Genomic DNA, 13,140 nt, shown 5'->3' with positions numbered 1-13,140 from the left:
CCCCACGAGGAAGGAAGAGCCAGGAGATGTCACGAGGAAGGAACCTGCTGCTGGGCGGCGTGCTGACCGCCCTGCTGGCCACCGTCGCCGCCGTGGCCGCCGGCCCGGCGGGCGCCGCGCCCGGGCTGCGGCTCCAGTACAAGACGAGCGCGCCCGGCGCCACCGCGGACCAGGCCGAGCCCTGGTTCGACCTGATCAACGAGGGGACGTCCCCCGTCTCCCTCGCAGACGTGAGGATCCGTTACTTCTTCCGGGCCGACTCCCCGGCGCAGCAGTACCGCTTCGCCTGCTCCTGGGCGGTGGTGTCCTGCTCCCGGATCACCGGGACGTTCGGCGCCGTCTCCCCCGCCACGCCCACCGCCGACCGCTACCTGGAGGTGGGCTTCACCTCCGGCCACCTGGCCGCGGGCGCGCGCACGGGCGACATGCAGCTCCGCTTCCACCGCTCCGACTGGCAGAGGCTCACCCAGAGCGACGACTTCTCCTTCGGCCCGGCCCGCACGACGTACGGCGACTGGACCAAGGTCGCGGTCTACCGGGGCGGCGAGCGCGTCTGGGGCGAGGCCCCCGGCGGCGCGGACCCCACGCCGACGCCCACCCCGACCGTGACGCCCACCGGGCCGCCCGGCGGCTCCGGCGTCGTGTTCGACGACTTCGCCTACTCCGGCCCCGACGACCCGGCGCTCTCGGCCCACCACTGGACCGTCCGCACCAACGCCGGCGGCCCCGGCGTGCCCGGCGCCTCCTGGCCCAGGGAGAACGTCTCGTTCCCGGTCCTGTCCGGCGGGAACCGCGCGCTCCAGCTCCGCGCCGGCACCGACGGCACGGCCGCGGGCACCACGCAGTCGGAGGTGCTGCACCAGCGCAAGTTCCTGGAGGGCACGTACGCCGCCCGGGTGAGGTTCTCCGACGCGCCCGTCGCCGGCCCCGACGGCGACCACGTCGTCCAGACGTTCTTCACGATCACCCCGCTCCGGTACGACCTGGACCCCGACTACAGCGAGCAGGACTTCGAGTACCTGCCGAACGGCGGCTGGGGAGAACCGGGCAACATCCTCTACGCCACGAGCTGGGAGACCTACCGCAACGAGCCCTGGCAGGCCGTCAACGTCCACACCGAGGTGCGCCAGAGCTACGAAGGCTGGCACGACCTGGTGCTCCAGGTGGCCGACGGCAGGATCCGTTACTACGTGGACGGCGCCCTGTTCGCCGAGCACGGAGGGGACTACTACCCCGAGACCGTCCAGTCGGTGAACTTCAACCTGTGGTTCATCTCGGGCGGCCTGCTCGGTTCGTCCACCCCGCGCCACTACGTCCAGCAGGTGGACTGGTTCTACCACTCCAAGAACGAGGTCGTGGCCCCCGCCGACGTCCTCGCCCGCGTCGGCCGCTACCGCGCCGACTCCGTCCCCTGGGTGGACACCGTCCCCGCCTCCTGACCCCCGCCCGTCCCGTACGGCTCGCGCCGCCCCGCGCGAGCCGTACGGCGTGCGGGTGAACCGCGCGGATGGGGGTGGGGGAGGCGGCGGGAGGCCCCGGCGGGAGCCGTACACGCGCCGGCGGGGCCGGTGGCGTAGCCTCGATCGCGAAGGGGACGGCGTTCCGGGAGGTCACGGGTGGAGGGCGAGCGGGTGATCACGGCGGCGGAGATCGGGGCCGAGCTGGGGGAGCGGGCGACGCTCGTGCAGTTCTCGACCGCGTTCTGCCAGCCGTGCCGCGCGACCCGGCGGGTGCTCGCCGACGTGGCCGCGCTGGTGCCCGGGGTGCGGCACGTCGAGATCGACGCCGAGTCGCACCTCGACCTGGTCCGCTCGCTCGGCGTGCGGAGCACCCCCGCGGTGTTCGTGCTCGACGCGCGCGGCCGGGTGACCAGGCACGCCGCCGGCCAGCCGCGCAAGCTCGACGTGCTCGCCGCCCTCGGCGAGGCCATCGAGCCCGGCACGGCCGCCTGACCCGGCCGCCTGACCCGGCCGCCTGACCTGGGCGCCTGTCCGGCCCGGCGCGGGCCGCCGACCTCCGGCGCCGTCTCAGGAACCGGACCACATGTGACAGATGACGAGACGCCGTGTAGCGTCGTGCCCATGCATCCGAGGACAGAGCTGCTGACGAAGCGGCGCGCGGTCGACTTCTGCCGCGTCGCCACCGCGCTCTGTCGCGCGGCCTGAGGCGATTCCCGCAGCGGAGCACACTCCGCGAACTCAGGTCCCGAAGGAGCATCCCGTGATGCGCGTCGATCCAAGCGGCGCACGTCCCGCCGCGATCTCAACCACCGGTCACCCGCCCGCCCTTCTCGCGCGGCCGCGGGTTCCCGTGGCGTACGACGGCGTCCATGCCTCCTCGTGGCCCTCTGTGACGCGGTCCCCGGCCATCCACGCCGGCCGCGTCCCGCACCTCACCGACGGATAACACCCGCCGAAACCGATAGACGAATACAAAACGGAGGTTCCCCCATGAGCCGTTCCGCCGTACTGGTGGACGCCGACTGGGTCGAGGCCCGCCTCGACGACCCGAAGGTCGTCCTGGTCGAGGTCGACGAGGACACCAGCGCCTACGACAAGGGCCACATCCGTGGCGCCGTGAAGATCGACTGGCGGCAGGACCTGCAGGATCCGGTGCGCCGCGACTTCGTGGACCGCACCGGGTTCGAGGCCCTGCTGTCCGAGCGCGGCATCGCCAACGACGACCTGGTGGTGCTCTACGGCGGCAACAACAACTGGTTCGCCGCCTACGCCTACTGGTACTTCAAGCTCTACGGCCACGAGAACGTCCGCCTGCTCGACGGCGGCCGCAAGAAGTGGGAGCTGGACTCCCGCGAGCTGGTCACCGAGGTCCCGCAGCGCGAGAAGACGTCCTACGTGGCCAAGGACCAGGACCTGTCCCTGCGCGCCTTCCGCGACGACGTGGTCAACGCGATCGGCAAGCTGAACCTCGTGGACGTCCGCTCGCCCGACGAGTTCACCGGCAAGCTGCTCGCCCCGGCCCACCTCCCGCAGGAGCAGGCGCAGCGCGCGGGCCACGTGCCCACCGCCCGCAACATCCCCTGGTCCAAGGCGGCGAACGACGACGGCACGTTCAAGTCCGACGACGACCTCAAGGCGCTCTACGCCGGCGAGGGCGTGGACCTCTCCAAGGACACCATCGCCTACTGCCGCATCGGCGAGCGCTCGGCGCACACGTGGTTCGTGCTGCACGAGATCCTCGACCTGCCCAACGTGAAGAACTACGACGGCTCGTGGACCGAATACGGCTCGCTCGTCGGCGTGCCGATCGAACTCGGGGAGGCCCGCTAACATGACCACCGCCGCTGCTCAGGGCTGCGGAGCCCCTGAAGTCACCGCCACCCTCCCGGCCGGCGTGGACCTGTCCACCCAGGCCGTGATCCAGGGCGTCGTCACCGGCTCCTCCGGTACGGCGTACGCCCGCCTCCTCGACTCCACCGGCGAGTTCACCGGTGAGGTCGTGGTCAACGACGAGGGCATCTTCCGCTTCTTCGCCGCCCCCGGCTCCTGGACCGTCCGTGTGATCGCCGGTGGCGGCCGCACCAAGGACACCAGCGTCCAGGCCAACCTCGGCGAGGTCGCCCAGCTCCAGGTAACCCTGTAACCACGTATCGCGCCCCCCTCCCTCGGGACGCGAACGACGCGAGGACCGGCCCCTCCCACAACCGGGGGGCCGGTCCTTCGTCGTTCCCCGATATCCCTCCGGTCTCCCCCACCTCGTCACCGCCCCCCGATACGATGCACCAGATGTCCAGATCCGCGCCCCCCATGCCTTCCGTCTGGTCCCTGCCGCTGCACACCCTGCGCCTGCTGGGCCGGAGCATCCTGCCGCTCCTCATCTGGTTCACGGCCGGGCAGCTCGCGCGCCACGGCCTCCTGGTGGCCGCCACCGAGCTGTCCCACGGATCGATGCGGCAGCTCCGGCTGGTCTTCGTGATCCTGCTGTTCTGCCTGATGGTGATGCTCTCGCTCATCGTCACGGCGGGCATGTTGTACTCGCTGCGCGGCGGGATGTGGGAGATCAGGGCGCGGCGCGAGGACGGCGAGAGCGACGAGCCGTTCATCGGCGGCCTCGGCCGCGCGATCATCGTCTTCGTGGGCCTCTATCTCACCTGGGGCCTGGCGAAGCAGGACGTGATCGACTTCTACCAGATGGACGTCGCGCGTCAGAGCGCCGAGAAGGGCTATCTCGGCGCGTGGCTCGACCGGACCACGGCCCAGGGGATCACCGGCCTGGACTGGGAGCTCTCGCTCTACCTCATGGGCGGCGCGTTCGTCATCCGGTATCTGTCCCAGCAGTGGCACGAGCGGCGTGAGAGCGGGCCCGCCGCGGCGCTGACCGCGCTGTTCGAGCTGATCTTCACGTACATCGGCATGAACGCGATGATCACGCTGGTGGGCGGCCGGTCCGAATGGGTCGGCAGCCGGGCGGTGACGGTCTGGCTGGGCGAGGTGACCGAAGAGCTGAGGAAGGCGATCCCCGGCTGGGAGGCGTTCTGGAACCTCGTCGGCGAGGTCCGGCCCTACGTGTTCGACTCGGTGGTGATGTCGCTCGTCTGGCTGACCGTGGCCATCCTGATCTACGGTGCGTACGCCGAGGACGCGCGCGAGGTGATCGCCGGAACGCGTCTGGAGACGGTGGCGACCCGGGGGCAGGCGCTCATGGCCGAGCGGACGCACACCTGGACGCGGAAGGCGCTGGCGCGGTTCGTCGGCCGCTGGGGCAAGTGGACCCCGCTGGCGAACACGCTCCGCCTCACGGTCAGGGCCGGCGCGCCGCTGTTCGGGCTGTTCGCCCTCTGCTACGTGTGCATCCAGGTTCTCGGCGAGCGGATCTTCCGGGCCGGGATCCACATCATCGGGGACGACCATCCGTTCATGTTCTGGAACGTCGCGCTCATCCCCTTCGACTTCCTCGGCGAGCTGGTACGGACGACGCTGACCATCGCCCTGCTGGCGGCGACCTTCGACCTGGCGGCCACCCGCGAGCGCGCCCGGAACGCCGCGGTCAGCGCGCGAACCGGAGAAGATCCCCCCGGTCCAGGTTCAGCGAATCCCCCATCACCAGCTCAACCTCCGACGCCTGCTGCGCCGGCACCACGCTGAGCAACTGGTAACTGTCCGACTTCCCGGGCTTGAGCGCGAAGGGCCGGGTGCTCTCCTCGGCGAGCCACGCCCTGTCCTTCTTGTCGCGCATCTGGAAGAAGACGCCGTACGTGGCCTCCTCTGCGCCCTTCGCGTTGAGCGGCGTCACGTGCAGCGTGATCCTCAGAACCTTCAGGCCGGGCAGGATCCGGTTCTTCGGGTTGTCCGGCATCACCTGGACGACCGGCCTCCACCGCGCGTTCTTGTGCGTGGCCTCCTGCCCGGCGGGGATCACGTGGACCCGCTGGACCGGCTCCCGGTCCTTGTAGACCGCGTACGCCTCGGTCAGCTGCCAGCCGAGCAGCCCGCCCAGGAGCACGAGCACGGCGAGCAGTTGAACGCCGACCCTGGCCATCGGGTTGGGCGCCGGCTTCCGCCGGGTTCCGCGCCTCGACGTGGCCTGCGGCTGGGGTCCTGTGACCGGTGCCGGCGGAGGCTCGGCCGAGGCGGGCATGTGGTGCCGCGCCGGCGGCGTCCGCGCGTCCGGCCCTGGCTCGTTCTGGTACGGCGAACCGCCGGGCACGCCCGAGGGTGCCGGCGGACTCGGAGGCGCGGGCGCGGCGCCGTAGCCGGAAGGCGGCGGGGCGTACCCGGAAGGCGGAGCGGGCGTCGCGCCGTACCCGGGGGCGTGGTGGCCCGGGGCGGGTGCGCCGAGAGGGGCGCCGGTGTGATCGGCGGGCATCCCCTGGTAGGGCGGCGCGGCGGGTGGCACGCTCCCGTGCCGCTGCGGGGCGGAGGCCCCGGGCCAGGACGGGCCCGGGGGCGGCACGGGAGGGCGGCCGGAGGGCGGGACCGCGTCGCGCCCGTCGGACGAGGGCGGCCAGACCGGGCCCCCGGCGGGATCGGAGTCGCCGTACGGAGGGCGGCGGTCCGCGGGGTCCGTCATCGTCTCACCACCTGGTAGTCGTTCTTCGCCTGCGCCGCGAGCTTCGCGGCCTTGTCCTCGTCGAGGCCCGGGTCCATGCGCGCGTAGAACTGGAACTGCTCGCCGAACAGAGGGCTCGGCTCGGGACCGACGACGATGCGCGCCCCCGGCAGCGCCTCCTTCGGCACCTCGAAGAAGTAGAGGCCCCTGAACCACCAGCCGACCTGCACGGATCTCGTGTTGAGGGACACTCCGGCGGGCAGCATGTCGGTCGTGTCGTACCGCTTCCCGTCCTCGGTGAGCAGGTAGGCGGTCCCCAGCTTGGTGGGACGTTTCGTCGCCATCCCCGCGACCTTGGCGATCAGGAAGAGGCTGTCCGTCTTCACCACGTCGGCGGGAAGGCCCTTCTTGACGATCTTCAGCGAACGGGCCGCCTCGATCCCCTCCAGCTTGACGGAGTAGTCGGCCCGCGAGATCACCTCGTTCAGACCGCCGTCGGTCATCACCGGCTGGGTGGCCTCACCCGGCTCGTAGACCAGCGTCTGGACCCAGGCGGCGGCCGCCGCGAGGAGCACGCCGAGCACGCCGGCTCCGAAGCGGCGCCACCGGGCCGGGCCTGGCCCGGTCCGGTGGCCTCCGGGCGGCGAGGCGGACGCGTCCGCGCCCTCGTCGGTACGCGTTTCCTGGGGGATGGAGAACGTCGCGGTCGCGCCTGGACCAGGCCTGCCGCCCGGAGGCGCCGAACCAGGCGGCACGGGCGCGGGCGGCGCCGCTCCGCCCAGCGCCGCCGGTCCGGCACCCGGGGGCGCCGCGGCCCCGGGGGGAGCGGATGCCGCGGGCGGCCACGCTCCGCCCGCGGGCGGCGGTGATCCGGGTGCTCCGTACTGCGGGGCCTGCTGGGGCGGCCACGGGGGCGCGGACTCGCCCTGCGGCGGAGGGGCCGGAGATCGCGGCGGGCCCGGGCGGAGGTCGCGCCCGGGCGGGGGCACCGAAGGCGGCGGGGGGATGCTCATGACACCTTCTCCATCCGCACGGGGAGCGTCACCTGAGCCTTGATCACGCCGACGTGCTGCTTCTTCCCATTGATCACCTTCTCCTCCCACAGAAGTTCCCAGTACGACTGGTCCTGAAGGGGAGTGGAGTACCACCTGAAAGCGCCGAGGTCGATCTTCAGCTGAGGTGGCGGCGGCGTCTTCAGCCGGTAACTGACGACGAGCGTGTACGGGCCGCCGGGATTCACCGAATCGCTGGTGGTGTTCTTGCCCAGGCGCTTCATCTGGCCCGTCTCGACCGCCGCCTGGTCCAGGGGGGCGACCTTGCGCAGAACCGCGCTCGGGCCGATCTTGGCCTCCCCGGGCGCCCGTGGGGGGAGGCCGATCTTCACCGTCCGCTTGTCCTTGTTGGTCAGGCGCAGGATGATCTCCAGGATCGTCTCGCCGGGCTCGGCCGGCCTGCCGCCGAGGATGGACTTCTTGCGGGCCACCGCCTCGACGTACTGGATCTCGAACTGGCCGTGGTCGAAGGTGTCGCCCGCCTTCAGCTGCTCCGGAGGGGGTTTGGGGGCTTCTTTGAGGCCGCCGAAGGCGGCGGTGACCGCGAGGGCGGCGGTGGCCAGGGCGGTGGTGACCAGGAGGGCCACGGGGCGGCGGCGCGGGGCCTCGGCGCTCGGCTGCGCAGGGGTCTCGGGGCTCTCCTGGGGGGAGCCCGGGCCGGGGGTGCCTGGTGTGGCGGGAGACGTCACGTCAGGAGATGTTAGTCGGAGCGCCTGTGGCACTTGTCGGGTTCGTCCCTTACGGGGTGGCGAACCGTTTTCGTGAGAAGGCTGCCCGGAAAGGGTCTTAGCTCATACGCTGTCACGGAGGAACGATCCGTACTGGCGGAGGTCTCGAAGGTGGCCGAGGTGACACCGGGGGACCCGGCGCAGCACGCGCAGCTCCAGGCCGACCGGATTTATCTGGGGTGGCAGTACGCCCTGCTCCACACCGATCCGGGGCCGCCGCCGAAACGGCCCACACCACCCGACAACGGGCAGACGCTCGACCCGGAGTGGGTGAAGGAGCGCTACCGCGAGGAGAGCCTTCTCAACCGGCCGGTGAAGTTCTTCTGCGGCGTCATGCTGACGATCGCGCTGCTGTTCGTCGTGCTGCTGCTCTCGGGGCTGCTGGCGTGGCCGTTCGCGCTGGTGGGGCTGGTCGCCTCGCTGGTCGTGGGCGGGATCGCCGGGTGGGCCGTGCACCAGGGGGAGCGGGCCGTGAAGGCGCGCATCGCCGAGGAGCGCGCCAAGGTCGAGGGCAAGCGGGCCGAGCGCGAGCGGGAGCTGTTCGCCGCGCAGGAGGAGCACGCCCGGCGCTACCGCGAGTGGGAGGCGCGCAAGAACGCCTTCGACCAGCAGGTCAACTGGTACGCCGTGGCGCTGCCCGACGACATCGACCGCGTGGACGTCGCCGGGGGCACGCTCGCCGGATGGTCCGCGCTGATCACGATCCTCGGCGCGACCCGGCTCTACAGCGGCGGGCACCTGACCGTGCTCGACCTGTCCGAGGGCGCGATCGCCAAGGACCTGATCGAGCTGGCCCGGCGCGGCGGCGACGACCCGCTGGTCTGGGTGCTCCCGGTGGACCTGCCCCGGCTCGACCTGGGCGCCTCGCTCCCGCCCGAGGCCTTCTCCGACGTACTCGCGCACGTCGTCAGCGTCAGCGAGGAGACCAGGACCAACCGCGACCTGTCGTTCGACAACGCGATCCTGGAGCGGGTGCTGGAGGTGCTCGGCCCGCACGCCACGATCCAGCAGGTCACCGCCGCGCTGCGGGCGCTGGCGCAGGTGGGCGACCCGCGCGACGACCTGAAGTACGGCCTGCTGACGGCCTCCCAGCTCGAACGCATCGGCACGCTCTTCGGCCGGGGCGCGACCGACCGCGTGGTGATCGAGCGGGCGTGGGCGCTGGAGTCGCAGCTCCGCAAGCTGGAGACGCTGGGCACCCAGGCCGTGCGGCTGCCGCCGGCGCGGCTGCGGGTGGTGTCCATGGACCGGCACGCGGGCGTGTTCGGCAACCGCGTCCTCGGGACGTACGTCGCGACGGCGCTGACCCACGTCCTGCGGCAGGCCCCGGCGGCGGAGCGGCCCTGGCAGCACACGATCATCGTGGCGGGGGCGGACAAGCTGCGGGGAGACGTGCTCGACCGGCTCATGGACGCGTGCGAGACCTCGCGGACCGGGCTCGTGCTCACCTACCGCTCCCTGGCCCCGCACATCCGCGAACGCCTCGGGCGCGGGCACGCCGCGGTGGCGTTCATGCGGCTGGGCAACGCCGAGGACGCCCGCGTGGCCAGCGAGCACGTCGGCACCGAGCACCGCCTCGAACTCGCCCAGCTCACCGAGGACACGCCCGCCGCCGAGGCCCCCGAGGCGTACACCTCGACCGTCGGGCCGGCCGAGCCGCTGGAGGCGGGCGCGGGGGGCGCCGGGGAGGACCCCTGGCTGGGCCGGTGCGACCACGACGAGCCGGGGGAGGAGGCCCCCGACATCGCGGCCGTGACCGCGTCCACCGCCTGGGGCCGGGCCGCCGCCACGCCGGGGCAGGGCGGCGTCACGATGCACCGGTCCCGGGAGTTCCTGGTCGAGCCGCACGAGCTCCAGCAGCTCCCGACCACCTCGGTGATCGTCACGCACGCCACCGCGCGCGGCCGCCGCGTGGTCCTGGCCGACTCCAACCCGGCGATCCTGACGTTCCCCCGCACCACGCTGGGCGAGCTGGAGGACGCGCGGCAGGCCGCCATCGCCGCCGCGCCCGTGGAGTGGACGCTCGCGGACCAGCCCGAGGAGGGCGAGGAGACGCCGCGCCGCCGCCACGCCCGTCCCGCCGGCGGCGGCCCCGACACCCGCCCGCCGTACGAGTCCCCGCGCCCGTCCCGGTCCGGTACGGCGGGCCCGCGCGCGTCCGGCGGCGACCAGCCGGGTCCCGGACGGCCCGGCGCGACCGGGTCCCGCCCCGGATCCCGGGCGTCCGACCAGCGCCCCGGGTCCCGGGCGAGCGGTCAGCGCCCCGGACCCCGAGCCGATGAGCCCCGCCCGGAATCCGGTACGGCGGAGCCGCGCGCGTCCGGCGACGGCGAACCGCGTGACGGCGTTCCCGGAGCGCGGCCGCCGTACACCCGGACCGGCGGCGCGGAGGCTCCCGGGACCGGCGGCTCGGAGACCGCCCGGACCGGCGGGGCGCGGACGCGCGGGCCGTACGGCGGGCTCCGGCCGGTGCCCGGCCCCCGCGAGGAGGCGGACCCCGGCGACCACGAGCGCGACGGGCGCGATGGGCGCGATGGGCGCGATGGGCGCGATGGGCGCGATGGGCGCGATGGGCGCGACGGGCGCGGCGCCGGCGGCCGGGCGGGTCAGGGCGGTGAGAACGGCGCGCGGAAGGACCGCGACGGGGAGCAGGTGTTCCCGCCGAACCTCGGCCCGCCGCCGCCCCGCCTCGACTGGCGCAAAGGCAGATGAATCCCGTGAAATCCCCGCAAAGCCCTGGGGGCGCGGGAATTCCGTAGATCTTCTGTCATCGTTGTGACATGGGTGGCATCCGCGTACTCATCGTCGATGATCACGCGCTGTTCGCGGAGGCGCTGGCCGTACGGCTGGGCGCCGAACCGGACCTGGACGTGCGCGCGGTGGCGTTCGACGCGCGGCGCGCGGGCGCGCTGCTGTCCACGGAACGGCCGGACGTCGTCGTGCTGGACCTGACCCTGGGCCAGGACAGCGGCTTCGAGGTGCTGGAACGCGTCCGCGACGAGCATCCGGGCACGCGCGTGGTGATGCTGACGGCGGTGCCGGGGAGCGAGGCGGTCACCCAGGCCGTGCGCCGGGGCGCGGTGGCGTGGCTGCCCAAGACGACGAGCGCCGACGAGCTGGCCCGGGTGATCCGGGGGGTCATGCGGGGCGAGGCGTGGATCCCGCCGCGGCTGCTCGCCGACGTGCTGCGGCGGCTGGCCGAGGGGGAGCCCGAGCCGGAGCGGGCCGACCCGCTCGCCGTGCTGACCGCGCGGGAGCGGCAGGTGCTCCAGTGCATGGTGGACGGCCTCAGCCGGCCGGAGATCGCCGAGGCGCTCGGCATGTCCGTGCACACCGTGCGCACGCACACGCAGAACATCATGGGCAAGCTCGACGTGCGCACCGCCCTGGAGGCGATCACGATCGCCCTCCGCGCCCAGTCCCCCTCCGCCTGAGACCCCGCGTCCGACGCACCTGCCCGGAAGCGTCCGCGCCCGGAACCCCTCACCCCTGAAACCCCCCGCTCACCCCTGAAACCCCCGCTCGGAAGCCCCGCGCCGGAAGCCCCCGCGCCCCGGAGCGCCGCGCGGGAGCGGGTTCACCCGGTCCTTCGCCCGGGTGCCGGTCCGCAGGTCCCCCAGATGCCGTAGTCGGCGGTGGTCACTTTGACCGATCCGGCCGAGCACGCCGCTACCTACGGTCGAGTGGACGACTTGTGACAGTCAGAGCAGACCTGCGACCTACCAGGGAATGAGGCCGGGGGTTCCCCCATGGAGATTGACGAAGCGTTCGCTCGACTCGTACGACGCCACTGGTGGGTCATCGTGCTCTGCGTGGTGATCCCGCTGGTCGGGGTCTACCAGTTCACCAAGGGCCAGCCCGCGCAGTACACGTCCACGGCGCGCGTCCAGGCCGACGACACCGTGCCGGCGTCCGACATCGAGGCGACCGGCCTGGTCTCCAAGGTGGACGGCATCGCCACCAGCCGCGACGTGCTCAACCGCGCGCTCAAGGCGGCGGGCGTCCAGCGCGACATGCGCAAGCTGGACGAGGACATCAAGATCACCGGGCTCGGCACCTCGGCCACGGTCGCGCTGGCCGTGACCGACACCGATCCGAAGGTCGCCCACGTGCTGGCCACCCACATCAGCAACGAGGTGGTCACCCGGATCAACGCCGAGAACAAGAGCGGCGTCCTCAAGCAGCTCGCGCCGATCGAGAAGAAGGTCAAGGAGCTGAACACCCGCCTGACGCGGCTCCAGACCCAGCTCACCGGCAACCCCACCAACACCGTGCTGTCGTTCCAGGTGGCCAACACCCAGGCGGAGCTGTCCGGGCTCCAGGCGCAGCGCAACACCCTGCTCCAGGAGCGCGACAAGCCCAACATCGCGCAGCACATCCAGCGCGCCGCGCTGCCCGACAAGCCCGACACCGACGTGAAGGTGCAGCTCATCGCCCTGGCCGGGGTGCTCGGCCTGATCCTGGGCCTGCTGGTGTCGGCGGTCACCGAGATCGCCAGCCCGTCGGTGCCCGGTGAGCGCCGGGTGGCCCGGCTGCTCGGCGAGCCGCTGCTCGGCCGGGTCCGGGGCCGCAAGGCCGACGTCGCGGACGTGGGCCGCAAGCTCCGGCTGGCCGCCAAGCGCGCCAAGGTGGACACGATCGTGCTGGCCGGGGTCAACGGCCCGGTGCCCGCCGAGGTCGTGGTCAAGGTGCAGGAGGCCGCCTGGGGCGACGACGTGCCGGGCCTGGAGGTCTGGGAGTCCGAGGACGGCAAGGCCAAGGCCGGCGCGGCCCGGAGCCTGGCCGACGTGGTCGGCAAGGGCGGCGACCGGGCGTTCCTGGAGGCCCCCGCCGACGACGTGACCTCCACCCAGGCGATCCCGATCGTGAGCCGCGAGGACGCCCAGAGCGGCGCCAACGGCTCCGCCGCGCGCGGGGCGGCGCGCTCCACCGCGCTGGCCCGCTGGTCCACCGGCGAGGCCGGCGGGGACGAGGACGTCAAGACGCCCGCGGTCGTGCTGAAGAAGGGCGGCGAGGTCTCCTCCGGCCCGTTCTCGGCGGCCCCGCCCCGCCAGCAGGCCACCGCCCAGCGCCGGCTGCGGGTCATGGCGCTGGAGGAGCTCGACCCGGCCACCGAGGAGGCCCGCTGCGGGCTCGTCGTGGTCGCGCCCAAGTCCTCCAAGCTGGCCCGGGTCAGAGCGGTCTCCGACCTGATGGAGCTGTCCGGCTGGCCGCTGCTCGGCATCCTCGGCGACCGCGGCCGGGGCCTGTTCCGCCGCCGCTAGCCGTACGGCTCGCGCCGGCCGGCGCCCGGACGCATCACGCACAACGCACACGTACGCACCACCACCGACGACGGCGGGGCTCCGCCG

At 73.0% G+C, this 13,140-nt stretch carries 12 protein-coding genes; 9 read left to right on the top strand and 3 right to left on the bottom strand.

Translation table 11 applies throughout. The features are described from left to right. Nucleotides 1-26 precede the first annotated feature (26 nt). The 6 genes from D5H75_RS44205 (at nucleotide 27) to D5H75_RS21500 (ending at nucleotide 5,105) form a co-directional block, all read left to right on the top strand. Complete coding sequence (locus tag D5H75_RS44205; RefSeq protein WP_119928303.1) at nucleotides 27-1,439, top strand: cellulose binding domain-containing protein; 1,413 nt, start codon at nucleotides 27-29, stop codon at nucleotides 1,437-1,439. Between the two features lie 177 nt (nucleotides 1,440-1,616). Continuing rightward, nucleotides 1,617-1,952, top strand: a complete 336-nt coding sequence (locus D5H75_RS21515; protein ID WP_119928302.1) for a TlpA family protein disulfide reductase — start codon at nucleotides 1,617-1,619, stop codon at nucleotides 1,950-1,952. A 129-nt stretch (nucleotides 1,953-2,081) separates the two neighbouring features. After that, nucleotides 2,082-2,165 (top strand): putative leader peptide, encoded by an 84-nt coding sequence (locus D5H75_RS44635; RefSeq protein WP_422674046.1) that lies wholly within the window; start codon nucleotides 2,082-2,084, stop codon nucleotides 2,163-2,165. A gap of 285 nt (nucleotides 2,166-2,450) precedes the next feature. After that, nucleotides 2,451-3,290 (top strand): sulfurtransferase, encoded by an 840-nt coding sequence (locus D5H75_RS21510; protein WP_119928301.1) that lies wholly within the window; start codon nucleotides 2,451-2,453, stop codon nucleotides 3,288-3,290. 1 nt (nucleotide 3,291) lies between these two features. Continuing rightward, nucleotides 3,292-3,603: a DUF1416 domain-containing protein gene (locus tag D5H75_RS21505; protein ID WP_119928300.1), complete on the top strand. Its 312-nt coding sequence runs from the start codon at nucleotides 3,292-3,294 to the stop codon at nucleotides 3,601-3,603. A 143-nt stretch (nucleotides 3,604-3,746) separates the two neighbouring features. Next, nucleotides 3,747-5,105 (top strand): hypothetical protein, encoded by a 1,359-nt coding sequence (locus D5H75_RS21500; protein ID WP_147425237.1) that lies wholly within the window; start codon nucleotides 3,747-3,749, stop codon nucleotides 5,103-5,105. Here the strand turns inward: D5H75_RS21500 and D5H75_RS21495 are convergent. The 3 genes from D5H75_RS21495 to D5H75_RS41790 form a co-directional block, all read right to left on the bottom strand. Continuing rightward, entirely contained in the window at nucleotides 5,008-5,499 is a 492-nt protein-coding gene (locus D5H75_RS21495) for a hypothetical protein (RefSeq protein ID WP_119928298.1), read from the bottom strand. The two genes, D5H75_RS21500 and D5H75_RS21495, sit on opposite strands and share 98 nt — an antisense overlap. 527 nt (nucleotides 5,500-6,026) lie before the next feature. Continuing rightward, nucleotides 6,027-6,593, bottom strand: a complete 567-nt coding sequence (locus tag D5H75_RS21490) for a hypothetical protein (protein ID WP_119928297.1) — start codon at nucleotides 6,591-6,593, stop codon at nucleotides 6,027-6,029. 425 nt (nucleotides 6,594-7,018) lie between these two features. Then, nucleotides 7,019-7,750: a hypothetical protein gene (locus tag D5H75_RS41790; protein ID WP_202638367.1), complete on the bottom strand. Its 732-nt coding sequence runs from the start codon at nucleotides 7,748-7,750 to the stop codon at nucleotides 7,019-7,021. 150 nt (nucleotides 7,751-7,900) lie between these two features. Here D5H75_RS41790 and D5H75_RS21475 point away from each other — a divergent pair, with 150 nt between their 5' ends. The 3 genes from D5H75_RS21475 (at nucleotide 7,901) to D5H75_RS21465 (ending at nucleotide 13,053) form a co-directional block, all read left to right on the top strand. Continuing rightward, nucleotides 7,901-10,501: a hypothetical protein gene (locus D5H75_RS21475; RefSeq protein WP_242454409.1), complete on the top strand. Its 2,601-nt coding sequence runs from the start codon at nucleotides 7,901-7,903 to the stop codon at nucleotides 10,499-10,501. 68 nt (nucleotides 10,502-10,569) lie between these two features. Next, the gene (locus D5H75_RS44200; RefSeq protein ID WP_119928295.1) at nucleotides 10,570-11,223 is read left to right on the top strand and encodes a response regulator; all 654 of its coding nucleotides are present in this window, start codon (nucleotides 10,570-10,572) and stop codon (nucleotides 11,221-11,223) included. A gap of 315 nt (nucleotides 11,224-11,538) precedes the next feature. Further along, nucleotides 11,539-13,053, top strand: coding sequence for a GumC domain-containing protein (locus tag D5H75_RS21465; RefSeq protein WP_119928294.1), 1,515 nt, complete (start codon nucleotides 11,539-11,541; stop codon nucleotides 13,051-13,053). Nucleotides 13,054-13,140 lie beyond the last annotated feature (87 nt).

It is taken from the genome of Bailinhaonella thermotolerans (assembly GCF_003594875.1).
Lineage (GTDB): Bacteria > Actinomycetota > Actinomycetes > Streptosporangiales > Streptosporangiaceae > Bailinhaonella > Bailinhaonella thermotolerans.
This window is presented reverse-complemented; position numbering and strand designations above follow the sequence as displayed.